This window comes from Pseudotenacibaculum haliotis (genome assembly GCF_042684245.1).
Classification (GTDB): domain Bacteria; phylum Bacteroidota; class Bacteroidia; order Flavobacteriales; family Flavobacteriaceae; genus Polaribacter; species Polaribacter haliotis_A.
Map to the genome: position 1 here is coordinate 424896 of NZ_JBHULH010000004.1, position 18349 is coordinate 443244.

Genomic DNA, 18349 nt, shown 5'->3' on the forward strand with positions numbered 1-18349 from the left:
TTGGGTCAAAATTACCTGTGAAAAAACTAGCAATACATGACGAAAATCATTGTTTGGCAAAAATGTAATATTGAATATTTAATATGTCTATATTTGTGGCGAAATGCAGAAGAATATCAACATACAAAACAAGAAAGCTCGGTTCGAGTTTGAAATTCTGGATAAATACGTTGCCGGTATCCAATTAACAGGTACGGAGATCAAATCGATACGTCAGAGTAAAGCCCGAATTACAGAGAGTTTTTGTGAGTTTAATGAACGAGGAGAATTGTTTGTAGTGAATATGTATATTGAAGAATATATGTACGGACACCATTACAATCACAAACCTAAAAGTGAGCGTCGATTGTTATTGAACAAAAGAGAGTTGAGAAGCTTGAAAAAGGATGTTGATCAAAAAGGAAATACCATTGTTCCTCTACGTTTGTTCATCAATGAAAATGGATGGGCCAAACTAGAAATTGCCTTGGCAAAAGGAAAGAAACTACACGATAAGAGAGAAACCATGAAGGATCGTGATAATAAACGTGATCTCGCCAGAATCAAAAAGAACTTCAATTCATGATCTCTTTCTTAAAGCTGATTCGTTATCAAAATCTATTAATGGTACTCTTAACCATGATTTTGACGAAGTATGCTTTGGTTCATTACCTATTCCCTCAAGCCGGGTTAACAAATTTCGATTTTGCTCTACTTAGCATGAGTGTTTTGTTCATTACTGCCGGAGGATATATTGTGAACGATATATATGATGTTGATGTAGATAAGATCAACAAGCCTAAAAAAGTAATTGTTACCGCTTCTATTTCAAAAAGAAATGCTTGGGTACTCTACTCTATATTCTCTTTGATTGGTTTGGGCTTGGGTGTCTATCTTTCTATCGATAAACATTTATACAACTATATTATTTTCTTTATTGCAACTACTTTAGGGTTGCTTGTTTATTCTGTTTACTTTCAGAGAATACCTCTTATAGGTAATGTGCTTATAGCTACACTATGTGCTTTTGTTATTTATGTGACAAAAGTGTTTGACCTAAGTATGAGTGGAGAAGCATTTGATAATGCTTTTGAAAAGCTAGGCCCTATAAAGCTCTCTTTTTGGTTATTGTTATATTATTTCTTTTTGAGAATTAGTTTTGGAATAACACTTATACGAGAAATTTTAAAAGATATAGAAGATATTAACGGTGATTATAATGGTAGGTATCAGACTTTACCAATCCTATTGGGAATTAAAAGAACTCGAAACCTTGTCATCTTCTTATCTATTTTACTTTTTTTATATACAATTCTGGCAGCTTGGGCTAGTATTCATTTTGACTTTTTAGTCGTCACTTATACTTTGTTTGGTATTTCACTCTTACTTCTTTCTTTTATTTATAAGATTTGGAGTGCCAATTCTAAAAAAGAGTTTAGTCAGCTAAGTAATCTTTTAAAAATTATCATGCTCTTAGGGATATTATCCATAGGGCTTTTTAAATTCATCTAATGTTACGAGAAAAACTATCTAACTACAATATCATTTTGGCTTCAGGTTCTCCAAGAAGACAAAACTTTTTTAAGCAATTGGATGTTCCGTTTAGCATTCAATTAAAAGAGGTTGAAGAGATCTATCCGGAGCATTTGCAAGCAGCTGAGATCACCGATTATCTGGCTGATCTAAAATCCAAAGCGTTTACAGACCTTAAAGAAAATGATCTGTTGATTACTTCCGATACCATTGTTTGGTTTGAAGGAAAAGCTATAGGAAAGCCAAAAGACAAAGAAGATGCCTTTCAAATGTTGAGGTCTATGTCGGGTAAAGAGCATCAAGTATATACCTCTGTTAGTATTAAGAGTAAAGAATTTCAAAAGATATTTCACGATGAGACTGTTGTAGAGTTTGAAGTGATTACTGATGAAGAGATCAATTACTACTTAGACACCTATCAACCGTACGACAAAGCGGGCAGTTATGGCATCCAAGATTGGATTGGATTGATTGCTGTAAAAAAGATGAAAGGAAGCTACTTTAATGTAATGGGATTACCTGTTCATAAGTTGTATAAAGAATTGATAAAAATTGCTATTTAGCACACGATTAAAAACTTATTTTTACGCACAAATAACAACACACAACCATGAAGAAATATACGTATACTGAAATGAAAGATACTCGCTCCGGTTTTGGAGACGGATTAACAGAGTTAGGGAAAAGCAATCCTAACGTTGTAGCACTTTGTGCTGATCTAACGGGGTCTTTAAAAATGAATGAATTTGAAAAAAATCATCCTGAGCGATTTATTCAAGTAGGTATTGCTGAAGCAAACATGATGGGAATCGCTGCCGGATTAACCATCGGTGGTAAGATTCCATTTACAGGAACTTTTGCAAACTTTTCTACAGGACGTGTATACGACCAAATCAGACAGTCCATTGCCTATTCTGACAAGAATGTAAAGATCTGTGCATCACATGCCGGATTAACTTTAGGAGAAGACGGTGCTACTCACCAGATCTTAGAAGATATTGGACTTATGAAAATGCTACCGGGAATGACAGTAATCAATACTTGTGATTACAATCAAACCAAAGCTGCTACCATTGCTATTGCTGAGCACGAAGGGCCTGTTTACTTACGCTTTGGGCGTCCAAAAGTACCGGTATTTATGCCAACAGATGAGAAATTTGAGATTGGAAAAGCTGTTAAGCTTACAGAAGGTAGCGATGTTACTATTGTTGCAACCGGTCATTTGGTATGGGAATCTCTACAAGCTGCTGAAAAGTTAGAAGCAGAAGGAATTAGCGCAGAAGTAATTAATATTCACACTATCAAGCCTCTTGATGAAGAAGCTATTTTAGAATCTGTTGCTAAAACCGGATGTATTGTTACGGCAGAAGAGCACAATAAATTTGGAGGTTTAGGAGAAAGCGTTGCTAGATGTTTAGCTCAAAACACTCCTACTCCACAAGAGTTTGTTGCTGTTGATGATACTTTTGGCGAGTCTGCTACACCTGCAGAGTTAATGAAGAAGTATAATATTAACGACGAAGCAGTCGTTAATGCTGTGAAGAAAGTTTTAAAAAGAAAATAACCATTTTCTCTTTTTAAGCGTCTTACAATTATAACGAAAAACAAAAATTATGAAAAAAATTCTATTCGCCTGCCTTCTATTCGTAGGAGTGAGTCAGTATGCAGAAGCACAATTACAGTTTGGTTTAAAGGCTGGGGTTAACTACAACTCAGATTCTTTTAGTGATGTATCTAATGATGTATTGAATGGAGCAGAAAGCAGAACCGGATACCATGCAGGTATATGGTTTCGTGCCAAACTACCTGTTGTAGGTTTGTACTTACGTCCCGAACTTGTTTATACTGAATTAAGCAATGATGTGGTTTATGACAACAACACGTTACAAAGAACTACAGATTTTAAATTCAGAAAAATTGATGTTCCTGTTTTGTTGGGAAAAAAAGTTTTGGGTATCGGTAATATTTTTGCCGGTCCTTCATTTCAATATATTTTATCTTCTGATTTCGGATTGAGCGATCTTTCTGAGGTTTCTATTAGCGAATTTTCATTAGGAGTTCAATTAGGAGCCGGAGTTGAATTTGGAAGATTAGGAATTGATGTTCGTTGGGAACGAGGTTTGTCTAAATCTGAAACCAAATTTGTAGATAACGTAATCAATAGTGAAGTAAATTTTGATACTCGTGTAAATCAAATTATTTTCGGAATTTCCTACAGATTGTAATTATCACTTCATCTAAAGAAATAAAAAAAGCTCTTGTTTTCACAAGAGCTTTTTATTTTACAGTAGCTTTATTTGCTAGTTGCTATGGTCTGTTGTAATGTTTGGATTCAAATAATCCGGTAATGTAGGATTGTTTGGATCGCTAAAGTCATTTGTTGGATCTCCGTCACCATTCGCATCCTCATCAATAGTTCTTACACCATCTCCATCATCATCTGTGTCTACAAAGTTAGGAACATTGTCATTATCTGTATCGTCATTTCTTGGGTCTCCATCACCGTCAGGATCTTCTAAGATCGATGGAATTCCGTCGTTGTCTTGATCTGTATCTTCAATGATGTCATAAAGGTCGATGTGAAAAATCAAAGGTGCACTTCCAGGTACAGCAATATTTCCTAAGTTTCTATACGCCAATCCGGAAGGAATAAAAAGAACTCCTTTACCACCATCAGCATAAGTAATAGGCCCGTTAGAGGTTATATTTCTTCCTCCTTTAAAATGTGTAAATCCAAAAGACCATCCTCTAATCACAGAAGTTAATGTAAACCATAAAGGTGTTACTCTTCTGTCAAAAAGAACTAAACTATCCGTTTTTGCCATGAATCTACCATCATATCTAGTTAATACAGAATCGGCTACAGTAGGAAAACCTTTTACAGGATCAGGATTACCTACTCTGGTTACAAAATAGTATAATGTATAATCTACATCCTGTTCAGTAATTTGCTCCTGCATTAATCTTGAATCATCAATTAATGCTGTTTGACCAGCTACTAGGGGTCTTATTGAGTCTGTACTGTTATCGTAATAGTTGTTTCTTAAGTAAACCAATAACGAATCATTGTCCTTTACAGCCTGCGCTGCATGATCAAAATTATCAGCAGGATTATCGTTGTTATTGTTTCCACAAGCATAGATAAGCACAAAGGCTAGACTCAATAATAAAATCAATCTTTTATTCATCAAAAAATATTTTGTGGCGCAATTTACCATTTTTATACCTTTGTGTAAAGTGAATCTAACTTTTTTAACTTTTTTATGAGAATTGACAAATACCTTTGGTGTATTCGAATTTTTAAAACTAGAAATATTGCTACTGAAGCTTGTAAAAAAGGGCAAGTCAAGATCAATGGAACCAATACAAAACCTTCTAAAGAAGTCTTTGGGCATGAGTTGATTACTGTTAGAAAAAATCAAATTAACTATCAGATCGAAGTTTTAGACATTCCAGAGAGTCGTGTAGGCGCCAAATTAGTAGATTTGTACAGGAAAGACAAAACTCCAAAAGAAGAGTTTGAAAAGCTGGATTTACTGAAATATTCTAAAGACTATTATCGTAAAAAAGGAACCGGAAGGCCTACCAAAAAAGACCGTAGAGATATAGATGAATATTACGATTCATCAGAACAAGATACTATATGACAACAGTAAACAACATCATTTTAGACGATAATCAAATTCGTCAAAAAACAAAGAGAATAGCTTATCAGATTTATGAAAGTAATAGTAATGAGAAGGAAGTTATCATTGCAGGAATTCAAGGGAACGGAATGCTTTTTGCCAATCAATTAGCAAACATTCTTAAAGAGATCTCTTCTATTGATGTTATTATTTGTGAAGTATTCATAGATAAGAAAAAGCCTTTGAACTCTGTAAGTACTTCTCTATCTCAAGATGATTACAAAAACAAGCCTTTGGTTCTTGTAGATGATGTTTTGAATTCGGGAACTACGTTGATCTACGGAATTAAGCATTTCTTAGATGTTCCTTTAAAGCGTTTTAAGACAGCTGTATTAGTGAATAGAAATCACAAAAAATATCCCGTAAAGGCCGATTTTAAAGGAATTTCGCTTTCTACTTCTATCAAAGAACATGTAGAAGTGATCTTTGACAAAAAGAATTCCAGAGCTGTTTTAATGTAATAGAATCCTAATTTCTGCTACGATGGTATCTAAATCTCCATCAGTAGGAATCGTATGCTTTGCTTTTTCGTAAAAAGCTCTTCTTTCAAACAAGTGTTTGGCTATATATTCGGTAAGCTTTTCATCCGATAAAGAAGCTACTAAAGGCCTTTTTTCTTTATTTCTTTGAATTCGCTCTTTCAATGTAGGAATAGAAGCTTGTAAATAGATAGAATGTGCAGATTCTTCTTGCAAGATAATATCCATATTTCCGGCATAACAAGGTGTTCCTCCTCCTAAAGAAAGTACATACGAATCGTTTTCTTGTAAAAATTCTTTGAGGTATGTATGCTCAATTTTTCGAAAATATATCTCGCCTTTTGTTTTAAATATTTCAGAAATACTCGCTCCTTCTCTACTTTCTATATAGTGATCCAAATCATAAAAAGGGGCATATACTTTTTTGGATAATTGTTTTCCGATGGTTGTTTTACCACTACCCATATATCCTAATAGGATAATTTTCATTGCTTAAGAAGTTTGATTGCAAATATCGAGAAAAAATACAGGAAAATAGTCTTTTAATTGAGTGAATGAGATTATATTTGCTGTCACAAAATTACGACCGGGTAGCTCAGTTGGTAGAGCATCTCCCTTTTAAGGAGAGGGTCCTGGGTTCGAGCCCCAGCCCGGTCACAATTTTTACCTCAAAGCGTGTATGGCGGAATTGGTAGACGCGCAAGGTTGAGGGCCTTGTGTCCGATTAGGACGTGCTGGTTCGACTCCAGTTACACGCACTTTCTCTCCTTTTCACATAATATTAACCCTTACATCTCTAATATAATCCTTACTTTTGTTGTATGCAGAAACAACAAATACTCCTACTATTTTTATTGATGCTCTCTGTAGTTTCTTTTTCTCAAGAAGCAACGGATAGCCTTAAAGTGTCCAAATTAAAAGGACAAGTAATCGATTCTGAAACCAAGAAACCTTTAAGTGCTTCACATATTTTGAACCTGAACTCTGTGGAAGGTACTATTACCAATGACAAAGGTTTTTTTGAATTGGCCGCCAAAGCAAATGATACAGTAATGGTATCTTATCTAGGATATTCATCAATTAAGATCAAAGTAACCAACGACCTTTTAAAAGGAAATGAACTTTTGATTGCTTTGTATGAAAAATCTGAAGAAGTAAAAGAGATCATCATCAAGTCCAGTAAGCTTATTGGTGTTTTAGAAGTTGATGTAAAACAAGTACCTAAAGATAGATTTACGAGAATTAAGATCAACGGAATTCGTCAAACTTATGAAGTTGCCAGACCTCAAAGAAGTGAGTTTTCTTCTCCTGTAGCTGCGTTGTTTCAGCCGGTAGACTTTGTCTATAAGCTCTTTGGTAAAAAACCCAAACAGTTGAGAAAGCTACAAAAGATCAAAAAGGAAGACAATCTGAGAAAGATCATGGCAGGAAAGTTTGATCGTGAGGTGATGATGGAATACTTGGAAATGGACAGAAACGATCTGATGAAACTAATCTCTGATTGTAACTATTCTGACTATTTTGTTAAGAAAGCAAGTGATCTCCAAATGATAGAAGCTGTTCTCGATTGCTACGAAAACTACAAAGCCATCAAGAAGGGTAAAATTGAACGAAGTCGATTGCCCGAAAGAAAGAATAACTAAAAAAAGCCAGGATGTAAGTCCTGGCTTTTTCACAACTATTAAAAACTAACTAATTACTAACTAAAGTTCTTTCTTTAGAGTATACACATGAGACGCCTGTAAAAGCAATTAGTTACATTGATTTTTCAGTTTAACACATCTTTAAGAAAAACTTGTACAGGAAAAGAAATTAGCTAGTTGTTTACAGCAAAATATTTTCTAATCATACGTAGGAATTTCAGATGATCTAATTGAAATAATTCCATCAAATCGCTTTGTAGGAATAAAACGTATCATCCTACCATTTTCAAGTTCAAATCCTTTATTAATTTCGAATAACCAACTATTAGATGGATTTCGAGATAATCTTGACATTTCTAAAAAAGGGAGCTCTTTACCGGTATTCCATAATCGCTTCTCTATAGAAAGGCTGTCATCATTTTTAAAAGGAACAGAGTTTCTTGTCCAATGTTCATACGCCTTTCCTTCATAAGCAAACAAACCAATGGAATAATAATCATCTTGGTACCTTTCTTTTAGGTAATGCCCCATCAACTTTACATTGTAATTTTCTACAAAGTCTTTTTCTATATGAGCATTATGAGCCCAGACAATTACCTTCTTGTTTGGGTAAATCTCTTCTAGCAACCAAATTAATATTTCGGCCATGAGTTGATCTCTCAATCCATAAGATAGATTTCTATCCTCATAATTTAAATTAGTAGACTTGATAAACATCTCCATAGTCTTTTGAATGATCAAGTACTGTTTCTTATTGAGTTTGCCCGTTTTTAAAAGTTCGTCTCTTTTTGCTTCGAGTAGTTTACTTATATCTTTTGCATTTTTTATATAAATGTCACGGTGTTTTAAGTACCCTATAGAGTCTTTGTTGTAAGAGGCTTGGAATTGTTTTTGAAATGAATAGATTCTAGAAGGCAGACTGTCTGATAATGTTTTATCTAATGGTTTTAATAACCTCATTAACTTTGTAATCAAATAACTTGATGAAAATTGTGTGTCATAACCTGTATAAATTAAAGGTCTTTCTGATGTACTCGTTGCCTTTATATAGTTAAATAATGTATCAACTTCTTTGGCTTTGAAATTCCCAAAAAGTGTATGATCTCTCAAGTTTTTTGGAGAAATCGTGTCTATGTCTTCATAAGCAAGGTTAATATCTCCCAAACCTCCTTCCATAGCCAGAATCTCAAAACCCAATTCTTTGTGCAAATACATCACTAAAGCAGATTTCATTTCATAGAATTTACCGAGTCCATGATTGCTTTCTCCAATAGCTACAATTTTTTTGTCCTTCAAAATATCCTTTAACCCTGAAAAGTCATAAAGATCATTTGATTCCAGTTCTATGGTGTTTTTGTTAAGCCATTCTGTAGAATTTGCTTGTTCTTGACTACATGAATAATGAATAGTAATGATTAATACACTCCATATAATGATAGTTTTCTTCATAAAAATTAGCTTTGATTTAAAACACAAAGGTTAAGAGTTCATAAGCTAAAAGAAAGAAATGTTGAGCTGCAAACGTCCAAAAAAACGGAATCTTGGACGTTTTTAAGGATTTGAAATGTTCTTCTTGTAAGAAGAGGGTGTCATTCCTGTTACTTTTTTAAAAATTGCATTGAAAGAAGATTTTGAATTAAAGCCTGCTCTTTCTGCTAAAGTAACTAGGGTATATTTAGAAGCTTCTGGGGTGGCCATTAATTTTTTTACCTCTTCTACTCTATAATAGTTCATGTATTCAGAAAAATTCATGTTTAGAGAATCATTCAAATACTTTGATAGATCCTTAGGGGAAACTCCTGCTGTTTTTGAAAATTCAGATAATGTAAGATTTGGGTTTAAATAGATTTTTTGCTCTTCTATAACTTGTGTTAATTTATCGAGCATTACTGTTTCTGACTTAGATAGTTTAGAGGTGAATTTAATTTGATTAAAAAACAACTTTGATTTTGTAAAACCAACAAATCCAATCCAATATATAAAAGTTCCGTTGATGATCAAGTTTGCATAGTAAAAGCCAAAAGTCTCATCACCATTATGAATCAAAAGATCAAAGCTATACAATAAGATCTGAACAAAAGTTATGGCAATAAAGACCCATGAAAACTTTTTAAGCCAGTTTAGATTGGGAAGGTGTTTTTCAAGGATGTTTTCTTTGTTCTTTTGTAAAAATCGTAGTGATGCAATTCCCATTAACAAAGTAAAAAAGAGATAAAAGAATTCATGTATTGTAAAAAAGTTAGATTCTACAACTACTTGAGTAATTCTATAACTATTTTCATGTACTGCTATAGAAAACCAATATGTTCTTAACAAACAATATACAACAGCAGGAAGTAATAGATACCATTCTTTTTTGTGATACGAAATATCACCTTCTAATCTCGGAAATTGATTTTTAATATAAAAGTAGAATCCAACACCAATAAGCCATTTGTAAGGGTACGGAAACATGTGTAAAGGCCTATAGTATTGAAACAAGTTCATGTCTAAAAGAGCATAGATCAAATTGAAAAATGACAACGAAAACAAGAACAATAAGAAAAAACGAGTTGCCAAAATATTGGCTCTTCTCTTTTGATAAAGGTTAAAACAAAGAATAAAGCCTTGTATGGAACCAAATAAGATTAAAATATTAAGGATATTATAATCTAGAGACATGGGTATTTAACTAATTAAAAAAACAAAGGTTTACTTAAAAACATTTTTAAGTAAACCTTTTTATTATAACTATAGGTTTTTTATTGATTTCCTAGAATGATTGGCATTCCTTCTTTTCCTGAACCAATTACGATTACCTTACTGTTTTGAGATTCAGCTAATTTTAGGGTAGCTTCAATTCCTTTTTCACGAAGAATCTTATCGTTTAATGAAGCACTTAAGATGCTATTTGCTTTCGCTTTTCCTTCTGCATCAATCTTTTGACGCTCTGCTTCTTTCTTAGCTTTTGCTAATCTAAATTCATATTCTAAAGACTCTTGCTCTTGCTTTAACTTTGTTTCAATAGCTGTTCTAATTGTTGGTGGTAACTTAACATCCTCTACCAAAACTCTTTTTACAATTAGGTATTGGTCTTTTAAAACATTAGCTACTTCATCTAAAATCTCTTGCTCAATAACATCTCTTTTACTCGAATATAATTGCTCTGGCGTATATCTTCCAACCACACTTCTTGCTGCAGCATTGATTGCCGGATCCAATAATTCTCTTTCGTAATCTTCTCCTTTGGTTTTTATTAGTTTACCAAGATTGATAAACTCAGGCTCATACCATACAGTTCCACTTACTTTTACTTCTAGTCCGTTTACAGATAATACGTTCATTTCATCTGAAATAGATTGCTGACGTACTTTTCTTATAATCATCTTATTCCAAGGAGCTACGATATGAAACCCTTCTCCGTATGTTTTCTCAGTATTGATACCATCTCCAAAACGCTCAAAGATTACTCCTCCCTCTCCAGGTCCAATTGTAACTGCTGCCTTAGATACGAATATGATCAAAGCGATTATGATAAAGACGGTAATAATTCCCCCTTTAGGAAATTTAAACTCAACTTGATTATTTGCCATTTTTTAGTTTTTTTTGATTTTACACAAATTTACAACTAAAAGTTATTTAATTACACTCTTTGTAACTACAATCTTCTGTAGACAGTTCTACTTCTAAAGTAACATGCTCTAAATGAAAACGGTCGTGTAACATGGTTTTCACTTTAGATTTGAGTTCTTTTAGCTCTTTCCACGAAATATTTTCATTGGCTAGAATAAGGTGAGATGTAAATACATTGTATTCACCATCCATAGTCCAAAGGTGGCAATCATGAATGTCTTTTACCTCATCAAAATCAAGCACTTTAGCTCGAATTTCATCAATAGAAATCTCCTTTGGGGCTCCTTGCAAAATGATTCTCACACTCTCTTTAATATTTTTAAATACATTAAAAAGTACATACATGGCAATAGCTAAGGAAAGAATTGGATCTAGTATAGGAACCTCCCAAAACTGCATAACAATACTGGCAATTAAAACTGCTGTCCATCCTAATACGTCTTCTAGTAAGTGTAAAGAAACAACTCGTTCATTAAGAGAAGTTCCTTTTTTAAGTTTTAGGGCAGCAGCTCCATTGACCAATATTCCTAATATGGCCAACCACATCATACCTTGAGCATCCGAATCTTCCGGGGTTATGATTCTAGGAATAGCTTCGACAATAATAAATACAGAGCCTACAATAAGAATTATGGAATTAATGATTGCTCCTAATAAAGAGAAGCGTTTAAAGCCATAAGAATATTTCTTTGTTGCTTTTTTACGAGATAATTTCTGAAAATACCAAGCCAATCCTAAGCTTAAACTATCACCCAGATCATGTAAAGCATCTGACATGATCGCCAAACTATTCGTGTAAAACCCACCAATAAATTCTACAATAGTAAAGGCAAAGTTTAAGAAAAAGGCTGTTGCTATATTGCCTGTAGAATGATCATGCGAATGATGGTGATGATGATGCCCCATTTATTCTTTTTTGATAGTAGACTTTAAAAATACCGAAAAGATGCGTTTGAAAACAAGAATGCGACTGATAATCAATCGCATTCTTTATTTTAATCCTTTTAATGTGCGTGTCCTTCCATTTCGCCTGATTCTTCTAACAGTTTTCCTTTTAAGTAATGCGCCCCGTTGGTAACAATGTTTAGCTTAAAATTATTCTTGTCTATCGTAGAAAGAGCTACATAACCTTTATCGGTATTGCCTGTAGTGATTTTAACAGGTTCATATTCTCCAGATTCAATAACTGAAAAAACAAATTGCTCTCCTTCAATATCTACAATAGCTGCATCAGGTATCGCATAAACATCTTTAGCATTTACCAATATTTTGGCATTTATAAAAGTACTGGCTTTCAAAATTCCTTCAACATCTTCAAAATGCCCATGAACATTTACTGTTTTGGTTTGTGTGTTTACTGCTTTACTTACCAGTTTTACATAACCTTCATATACTTTGTCTACACCTGTAGGAGTAAAAGTAAAATCCATACCTTTTTTCACTTTGTTGATATCAGTACTGAATACATTCAACTCAGCATGCATATGTTCAGTATCAATAATCTCCATCATTTCGTCATTCTCACCCAGTAATTTTCCGATATTTAAGTTACTCTCAGTTACATATCCTGAAATCGGTGCTTTAATGTATATATACTGCTGAATCCCATTTTTAAGAACATTTGAGGAGTTTAGCCCTACCATTTTAAGTTGAGATACCAAGCTTTCTACCAAGCTTTGTGATGAATCGTATGAGCTTTTGCTTAATTCAAAAGACTTTTTAGAAGCAATATCGTTTTCTAACAGCATTTTTTTACGTTCATAATCTGCTTTTAAAACATTTCTATTATTAACTGCTTCAATATACCTATACTGCAATTTGGTAAAATCAGGGTGCTGCAAAGTGGCTATGGTTTGACCTTTTTTCACATAATCTCCCGGAAGTAAACTTGCATTGTAAACAAAAGCATTCATGGGTGCGTAAATGGTAGCTTTACTTTGCGGAGGCACCTCAATAGTACCTGTAACACTTATATGATCTCTAATCTTATGTTTTGCAATACTTTCTACTTGAATACCAGCCTTTGCTATTTGAGTTGGATTCAAATGAATATGACTACTCTCAGCTGTAGAATGATCGTTTTCAACATTCTTTCCGTTATCCTCTTTTGTTTTGCAACTCACAATAAAGAGTGCAAACAATGAAAAATATATAATTCGTTTCATGATTTTTTTATTTACTATAGAATTCAAATTCTATAACTGTTAGATTGTATGTTCGTATGATCTGCAAGTAATTTTGCATTACTTTATAGTAGGTGTCAAAGCTCTGATTGTATTTATAAGCATCTATTTCTCCTGCCTTATAAGCAATTGTAAGTTTTCTTATAAACTTTTGAGCTTTTTGAGTAATCGATTCTATAGAAGTCAATTCTTTATCTAAAGACACAAGTTGTTCTTGTATGCTTATGATCTTATTTTCAATGATCAATCGTTGATTATTGTTTTCTAGTGATATTTCTTCTTTTAGAATTTTCTGTTCTTTAACCTTTGACGTGTTAATCCATGTAAACAAAGGGATATTAAGCCCTAATCGAAGGCCATTAAATCCATTTGAATTGCCTGTTTGTCGTCTCACAAAACCTGCTGTTAGTTCCGGAAAGTTGTTGGATCTGGAAACTGCGATTTGCTTATCTGCAACCTTTAGTCTCTGTTCCAGTACAGTTGAAAATATTCCTGATATCGGTTCTTCTTTTTGATGAACTCTTTCCAGCTTTAATGGCAATAAGCCTTCTGGTTGAATGCTTTCCTTGATGTTCAGTACTTTTTTCAAAGCATTTTCTGCTTCTTGATACTGTTTTAATAAATTACTCAACTGAGATCTAATTCGTACAGATTGTAAGTTGGTTAAATCATTCTCGATTCCTCCTATTTCTCCCGATCGATATAATTTCTCAGAAATCTTATTTACTTGCTCTGTATTCTTTTCCTGTTCTTTCAGTAAACTTGTTAAAGCATATAAATAATGCCATTGCTGATATAAGCTGCGAACTTCTCTGGAAAGTTCTCTCTTGATTAAATTCCTTTGAGATTCTGTGAGCTTTAGTTGAGCATTGGCTAGTTTCTTTCTTTGAATATGAGTTGCAATAGATCCGAAATTCTGATTGATAGCCCATTCAACCTCACTGGAAGTTTCAGTTACTCCAACATCCTGATAATTGAATGATAGTGGTTTAAATCGGATTGCATTCTTTTGCAACAATTTAGCTTTCTCTACAGACAAATCTGCTTTTTGTGTGTATAAAGAATGTTCTAAAGCATACTCTACAGCTTCTTTTTCTGATAGTTTTCTAATCTTTTCCTGCGCCGTCATTGAAAGAGGCATCAGGAATAATAGAATCAAAGGCAAGGCTTTTCCAAGTTTTAAACGGAAGTTTCCTTTTTCAAAAAGCGCGTATAAAACAGGTAAAATAAGTAATGTTAGTATTGTTGCTGAAATTAATCCGCCAATAACTACTGTTGCCAAAGGCTTTTGTACCTCTGCTCCTGCTGATGTAGATAAAGCCATTGGTAAAAATCCTAGAGATGCCACTGCTGCTGTTAAAAGTACGGGACGTAATCTCACAGAAGTTCCTTCTTTAATAATGGTTGTAAGATCTGTTACTCCTTTTTCTTTCAAGCGATTAAACTCAGCGATCAATACAATTCCATTTAAAACAGCGACTCCAAATAATGCAATGAAGCCCACTCCTGCTGAAATAGAAAAAGGCATATCTCTTATCCATAAAGCAAAGATTCCTCCTATGGCCGACATTGGAATGGCTGTAAAGATCAATACACTTTGTTTGATCGATTTAAACGTGATGTATAGCAGCAAAAAGATTAATAATAAGGCTACCGGTACAGCAATTCCTAATCGCTGACGAGCTTCTTCTAAATTCTTGAAGGTTCCTCCATAAGTGATATAATACCCCGGAGCTATTTGAAGTGCTTCAGATATCTTTTGCTTCACTTCTGCTACAATACTTGCCACATCTCTTCCTCTTACGTTAAAACCTATTGTAATACGTCGTTTCGCGTCGTCTCGTTGGATTTGATTAGGACTGTTTTGAAATGAGACATCAGCAACGCTAGAGAGTGGAATTTGAACATTATTGGGTGTTGTGATGTATAAGTTTCTCAAATCTTCAATAGTACTTCTCTTCTCTTTATTGAGTCGAACAACAAGATCAAAACGTTTTTCTCCTTCATAAACGGCGCCTGCATTCTGACCTGCAAATGCTGTATTTACTGAGTTGTTGATCTCTTCGATATTCAACCCAAACAGCGCTAGTTTACCCCTATCGTAATCAATTACAATCTGTTTTGAGCCTGTTATCTTTTCTACATACAAATCTTCGGCTCCTTTAACCGATGAGATCAATCCAGAAATTTGATTTCCATATTTTACAAGCTGGTCTAAATCTTCTCCGTATACTTTCAATACTACATCTTGACGAGCCCCGGTCATTAATTCATTGAATCGCATTTGAATTGGTTGCTGAAACCCAAAGCTTACTCCTACCGTGTTCTCTTCGAGAGTTTGCTGCATTTTTTCTGCGAGTTCATTCTTAGTTTCTGCTTTCACCCATTCGTGAGGTTCATTTAATATGATCATAAGATCAGCGGCTTCAATAGGCATTGGATCTGTTGGGATTTCTGAGGATCCTATTTTTCCAACGATCTCTTTTACTTCATTTGGATATTCTTCCAACAGCAATTTAGAAGCCATATGTACAGCCTCTACAGTGTGTGTTACAGAACTACCGGTTGAAACCCTGGTTTCTACAGCAAAATCTCCTTCATCCAAAGCAGGAATGAATTCTGATCCCATTTGAGAGAACGTGTACAAGCTAATACCAAAAATGATAATGGATATAGCAACTACTTTCTTCTTGTTTTGCAGTACTTTATCTAAGATAGGACTGTAGATTTTCTGGCAGTAGCCTATAATCTTATCTGAAATTGTTCTTTTGTGTTGAATTTCTTTTTTGAGAAATAAAGAACACATCATAGGAACATAAGTGAGAGAAAGAATAAAAGCTCCTAAAATGGCAAAGCTTACCGCCATAGCCATAGGCTTGAACATTTTACCCTCTACTCCTACCAATGCAAGAATAGGCAGGTAAACAATTAGAATAATGATCTCTCCAAACGCTGCACTGGTTCTGATTTTTGATGCTGAGGCAAACACTTCTGCATCCATTTGCTTTTGGGTAAGTTTTGTTCCTACTTTCTTCAGCCCCAAGTAATGTAAGGTTGCCTCTACAATAATAACAGAACCGTCTACTATAATTCCAAAATCTATGGCTCCCAAACTCATTAAGTTTCCTGAAACACCAAATACATTCATCAAACAAATGGCAAATAGCATTGCCAAAGGAATTACAGAAGCTACTATGAGCCCTGCCCTCATATTCCCTAAGAGTAACACCAAAATGAAAATTACTATTAAGGCTCCTTCAATCAAATTGGTAGAAACGGTATTGATCGCCTTATTTACCAATTTGGTTCGATCCAAGAAAGGTCGTATCATCACTCCTTCCGGTAAGCTTTCTTGAATTTGTTCTATACGGTCTTTAACATTCTTAATTACCTTAGAAGAATTGGCTCCTTTTAACATCATTACTATAGCTCCAACAACTTCTCCATCGTCATTTCTTGTCATGGCACCGTATCTGACAGCACTTCCGAATTGTACTTTTCCTATGTCTTTTATTAAAACAGGAGTTCCATTCTCTTTGTTCTTTACAACAATATTTTGAATATCTTCTATTGTCTTGATCAACCCTTCACTTCTAATGAAGTAGGCTTTAGGGTTTTTATCTATGTAAGCTCCTCCTGTGTTTTGATTGTTTTTTTCTAATGCAGTAAAAACTTCTTTGATATCTACTCCAATGGCTTGCATTCGTTCAGGTTCTAAAGCTATTTCGTATTGCTTTAAAAAGCCTCCAAAGCTACTTACATCGGCTACTCCTTCTATGCCTAAAAGTTGTCTGCGCACTATCCAGTCTTGAATGGTACGTAATTCCATGGCAGGATATTGATCTTCATACCCTTCTTTTGCATAAATAGTATATTGATAGATTTCGCCCAGTCCGGTAGTTACCGGAGCCATTTTAGGCGTTCCTACTCCTTTTGGGATTTGGTTTTTGGCTTCTACCAATCGCTCACTAATTTGCTGTCTTGCCCAGTAGACATCTATATTGTCTTCAAAAACGACTGTAACAACACTGAGTCCGAATCGCGAAAAAGAACGGACTTCTTCTATGTTTGGAATGCTGGAAACACTCATTTCTATAGGAAAGGTTACCAAGCGTTCTATGTCTTGAGCAGATTGTGAAGGTGCAGTGGTTATAATTTGTACCTGATTGTTTGTAATGTCTGGTACAGCATCTATAGGTAGTTGTTGTATTGAATATATACCCCAGCCTATTAATGCAAATACCAATGCTCCTACAATCAATTTATTTTTTATTGAAAATTGTATGATCTTGTTTAACATTTTTCTGGATTTAATTTAATTCCTGATGCAGTCATATATGACCGTAATAGTCATATAGACAGTTACCTTAAGTAGAACTACTCAAGGTTATTTTTCCTAATAAGGAACCGGTATGATAAAATTAAATCCGAGGAGGCTGAAACAAACGATCTAGCACATTGGATCCATGTAAATTTGTATAGGAAAGAATTGGATCTTTTGCTAAAAAGGCTTCTTTAAAGTGATAATCTACATCAGAATTGATAAAGATATTGGTAAGCATTACAACATAACAATGGTGATGATGCTCTTTATTTTTGTCATCTTCGTGATCGTCATGATGCTCATCATGGTGAAAGTCTTTGGCTGAGTTTACATTTTCTTCCACATGAGCACTAGCATCTTCTTCATACACAATAACGTCTGTATGCGCCTGTAAAGGAGGCATACAAAGGAGTGTTACTAATATGACGATCAGATATTTTTTCAAATCAATGATTAGATATACAAATGTAAGTTATTGACATTTAATAGACTGCAAAAGGGTTAAAAAGATGCATTACTCATCTTTTAATCGATCTGAAACATATTCTATTTTAGTTTTTCCATGTTTTACAGGCTTTCCATCTTCGTCCAAACTCACCATAACGATCTTATCTATTTCGATGATGGTTTTTCTTGTCAACTTATTTCTTACTTCGCTTTTTAGTGTAATAGATGAGTTTCCAAAAGAAACTACTTCAATTCCTATTTCAATAATATCTCCTTCTTTTGCAGAGCTTACAAAATCGATCTCCGACATGTACTTGGTTACGGTTCTTGGAATTTCAAGCTGAATAATAGCGTACAAGGCAATCTCTTCATCTATCCATTGTAGTAACCTTCCTCCAAACAAAGCTCTATTAGGGTTCAAATCTTCAGGCTTTACCCATTTTCTAGTGTGAAATCTCATGCT

The 18349-nt window shown here is 34.2% G+C and carries 18 protein-coding genes and 2 tRNA genes; 10 read left to right on the forward strand and 10 right to left on the reverse strand.

Going from position 1 to position 18349, the window contains the following annotated elements:
• The first annotated feature begins 103 nt into the window (after positions 1-103).
• The 5 genes from smpB to ACFSRZ_RS09980 are packed head-to-tail and all read left to right on the forward strand — an operon-like array spanning position 104 to position 3737.
• Entirely contained in the window at positions 104-565 is a 462-nt protein-coding gene (smpB, locus tag ACFSRZ_RS09960) for an SsrA-binding protein SmpB (RefSeq protein WP_379666407.1), read from the forward strand.
• A complete protein-coding gene (locus tag ACFSRZ_RS09965) occupies positions 562-1491 on the forward strand; it encodes a geranylgeranylglycerol-phosphate geranylgeranyltransferase (RefSeq protein ID WP_379666408.1) in 930 nt (309 codons plus the stop codon). The genes smpB and ACFSRZ_RS09965 overlap by 4 nt, the downstream gene beginning before the upstream one ends.
• A complete protein-coding gene (locus tag ACFSRZ_RS09970) occupies positions 1491-2075 on the forward strand; it encodes a Maf family nucleotide pyrophosphatase (protein ID WP_379666409.1) in 585 nt (194 codons plus the stop codon). The genes ACFSRZ_RS09965 and ACFSRZ_RS09970 overlap by 1 nt, the downstream gene beginning before the upstream one ends.
• A 47-nt stretch (positions 2076-2122) precedes the next feature.
• Positions 2123-3076, forward strand: a complete 954-nt coding sequence (locus tag ACFSRZ_RS09975) for a transketolase family protein (protein WP_379666410.1) — start codon at positions 2123-2125, stop codon at positions 3074-3076.
• A gap of 49 nt (positions 3077-3125) precedes the next feature.
• Entirely contained in the window at positions 3126-3737 is a 612-nt protein-coding gene (locus ACFSRZ_RS09980; protein ID WP_379666411.1) for a porin family protein, read from the forward strand.
• Between the two features lie 75 nt (positions 3738-3812).
• Here the strand turns inward: ACFSRZ_RS09980 and ACFSRZ_RS09985 are convergent, their stop codons facing one another.
• On the reverse strand, positions 3813-4700 hold the full coding sequence (locus ACFSRZ_RS09985; RefSeq protein WP_379666412.1) for an FKBP-type peptidyl-prolyl cis-trans isomerase: 888 nt from the start codon (positions 4698-4700) through the stop codon (positions 3813-3815).
• A 75-nt stretch (positions 4701-4775) separates the two neighbouring features.
• On the opposite strand from ACFSRZ_RS09985, the gene ACFSRZ_RS09990 reads away from it, so the two are divergent.
• Both ACFSRZ_RS09990 and ACFSRZ_RS09995 read left to right on the forward strand, forming a co-directional pair.
• Positions 4776-5159, forward strand: coding sequence for an RNA-binding S4 domain-containing protein (locus tag ACFSRZ_RS09990; RefSeq protein WP_379666413.1), 384 nt, complete (start codon positions 4776-4778; stop codon positions 5157-5159).
• The gene (locus ACFSRZ_RS09995) at positions 5156-5659 is read left to right on the forward strand and encodes a phosphoribosyltransferase family protein (RefSeq protein ID WP_379666414.1); all 504 of its coding nucleotides are present in this window, start codon (positions 5156-5158) and stop codon (positions 5657-5659) included. Before ACFSRZ_RS09990 ends, ACFSRZ_RS09995 begins: the two co-directional genes overlap by 4 nt.
• Here ACFSRZ_RS09995 and ACFSRZ_RS10000 read toward each other — a convergent pair.
• Complete coding sequence (locus tag ACFSRZ_RS10000) at positions 5651-6166, reverse strand: shikimate kinase (RefSeq protein WP_379666415.1); 516 nt, start codon at positions 6164-6166, stop codon at positions 5651-5653. The genes ACFSRZ_RS09995 and ACFSRZ_RS10000 overlap by 9 nt on opposite strands.
• Positions 6167-6261: 95 nt before the next feature.
• Between ACFSRZ_RS10000 and ACFSRZ_RS10005 the strand changes: the two genes are divergently transcribed.
• The 3 genes from ACFSRZ_RS10005 to ACFSRZ_RS10015 all read left to right on the forward strand — a co-directional run bounded on the left by ACFSRZ_RS10005 (position 6262) and on the right by ACFSRZ_RS10015 (position 7320).
• Positions 6262-6334 (forward strand) — tRNA-Lys (locus ACFSRZ_RS10005).
• Between the two features lie 16 nt (positions 6335-6350).
• Positions 6351-6435, forward strand: a tRNA-Leu gene (locus ACFSRZ_RS10010).
• A 63-nt stretch (positions 6436-6498) separates the two neighbouring features.
• On the forward strand, positions 6499-7320 hold the full coding sequence (locus tag ACFSRZ_RS10015; protein WP_379666416.1) for a carboxypeptidase-like regulatory domain-containing protein: 822 nt from the start codon (positions 6499-6501) through the stop codon (positions 7318-7320).
• Positions 7321-7518: 198 nt separating this feature from the next.
• Here the strand turns inward: ACFSRZ_RS10015 and ACFSRZ_RS10020 are convergent, their stop codons facing one another.
• From ACFSRZ_RS10020 to ACFSRZ_RS10055, 8 genes are all read right to left on the reverse strand, one after another.
• Entirely contained in the window at positions 7519-8769 is a 1251-nt protein-coding gene (locus ACFSRZ_RS10020) for an erythromycin esterase family protein (RefSeq protein WP_379666417.1), read from the reverse strand.
• A gap of 102 nt (positions 8770-8871) precedes the next feature.
• Positions 8872-9981, reverse strand: coding sequence for a helix-turn-helix domain-containing protein (locus tag ACFSRZ_RS10025; protein ID WP_379666418.1), 1110 nt, complete (start codon positions 9979-9981; stop codon positions 8872-8874).
• Between the two features lie 80 nt (positions 9982-10061).
• Positions 10062-10892: a prohibitin family protein gene (locus ACFSRZ_RS10030; RefSeq protein ID WP_379666419.1), complete on the reverse strand. Its 831-nt coding sequence runs from the start codon at positions 10890-10892 to the stop codon at positions 10062-10064.
• A gap of 46 nt (positions 10893-10938) precedes the next feature.
• Positions 10939-11838, reverse strand: coding sequence for a cation diffusion facilitator family transporter (locus ACFSRZ_RS10035; protein ID WP_379666420.1), 900 nt, complete (start codon positions 11836-11838; stop codon positions 10939-10941).
• Positions 11839-11936: 98 nt separating this feature from the next.
• Entirely contained in the window at positions 11937-13097 is a 1161-nt protein-coding gene (locus ACFSRZ_RS10040; RefSeq protein ID WP_379666421.1) for an efflux RND transporter periplasmic adaptor subunit, read from the reverse strand.
• A gap of 7 nt (positions 13098-13104) precedes the next feature.
• Positions 13105-17415, reverse strand: a complete 4311-nt coding sequence (locus ACFSRZ_RS10045; RefSeq protein WP_379666422.1) for a CusA/CzcA family heavy metal efflux RND transporter — start codon at positions 17413-17415, stop codon at positions 13105-13107.
• A gap of 121 nt (positions 17416-17536) precedes the next feature.
• A complete protein-coding gene (locus tag ACFSRZ_RS10050; RefSeq protein ID WP_379666423.1) occupies positions 17537-17842 on the reverse strand; it encodes a hypothetical protein in 306 nt (101 codons plus the stop codon).
• 111 nt (positions 17843-17953) lie between these two features.
• The gene (locus ACFSRZ_RS10055; protein ID WP_379666424.1) at positions 17954-18346 is read right to left on the reverse strand and encodes an acyl-CoA thioesterase; all 393 of its coding nucleotides are present in this window, start codon (positions 18344-18346) and stop codon (positions 17954-17956) included.
• Between the last annotated feature and the right edge of the window lie 3 nt (positions 18347-18349).

Coding starts and splice junctions, on each gene's coding strand:
- smpB (WP_379666407.1), top strand. CDS start 104: ATGCAGAAGAATATCAACATACAAAACAAGAAAGCTCGGTTCGAGTTT.
- ACFSRZ_RS09965 (WP_379666408.1), top strand. CDS start 562: ATGATCTCTTTCTTAAAGCTGATTCGTTATCAAAATCTATTAATGGTA.
- ACFSRZ_RS09970 (WP_379666409.1), top strand. CDS start 1,491: ATGTTACGAGAAAAACTATCTAACTACAATATCATTTTGGCTTCAGGT.
- ACFSRZ_RS09975 (WP_379666410.1), top strand. CDS start 2,123: ATGAAGAAATATACGTATACTGAAATGAAAGATACTCGCTCCGGTTTT.
- ACFSRZ_RS09980 (WP_379666411.1), top strand. CDS start 3,126: ATGAAAAAAATTCTATTCGCCTGCCTTCTATTCGTAGGAGTGAGTCAG.
- ACFSRZ_RS09985 (WP_379666412.1), bottom strand. CDS start 4,700: ATGAATAAAAGATTGATTTTATTATTGAGTCTAGCCTTTGTGCTTATC.
- ACFSRZ_RS09990 (WP_379666413.1), top strand. CDS start 4,776: ATGAGAATTGACAAATACCTTTGGTGTATTCGAATTTTTAAAACTAGA.
- ACFSRZ_RS09995 (WP_379666414.1), top strand. CDS start 5,156: ATGACAACAGTAAACAACATCATTTTAGACGATAATCAAATTCGTCAA.
- ACFSRZ_RS10000 (WP_379666415.1), bottom strand. CDS start 6,166: ATGAAAATTATCCTATTAGGATATATGGGTAGTGGTAAAACAACCATC.
- ACFSRZ_RS10015 (WP_379666416.1), top strand. CDS start 6,499: ATGCAGAAACAACAAATACTCCTACTATTTTTATTGATGCTCTCTGTA.
- ACFSRZ_RS10020 (WP_379666417.1), bottom strand. CDS start 8,769: ATGAAGAAAACTATCATTATATGGAGTGTATTAATCATTACTATTCAT.
- ACFSRZ_RS10025 (WP_379666418.1), bottom strand. CDS start 9,981: ATGTCTCTAGATTATAATATCCTTAATATTTTAATCTTATTTGGTTCC.
- ACFSRZ_RS10030 (WP_379666419.1), bottom strand. CDS start 10,892: ATGGCAAATAATCAAGTTGAGTTTAAATTTCCTAAAGGGGGAATTATT.
- ACFSRZ_RS10035 (WP_379666420.1), bottom strand. CDS start 11,838: ATGGGGCATCATCATCACCATCATTCGCATGATCATTCTACAGGCAAT.
- ACFSRZ_RS10040 (WP_379666421.1), bottom strand. CDS start 13,097: ATGAAACGAATTATATATTTTTCATTGTTTGCACTCTTTATTGTGAGT.
- ACFSRZ_RS10045 (WP_379666422.1), bottom strand. CDS start 17,415: ATGTTAAACAAGATCATACAATTTTCAATAAAAAATAAATTGATTGTA.
- ACFSRZ_RS10050 (WP_379666423.1), bottom strand. CDS start 17,842: ATGCCTCCTTTACAGGCGCATACAGACGTTATTGTGTATGAAGAAGAT.
- ACFSRZ_RS10055 (WP_379666424.1), bottom strand. CDS start 18,346: ATGAGATTTCACACTAGAAAATGGGTAAAGCCTGAAGATTTGAACCCT.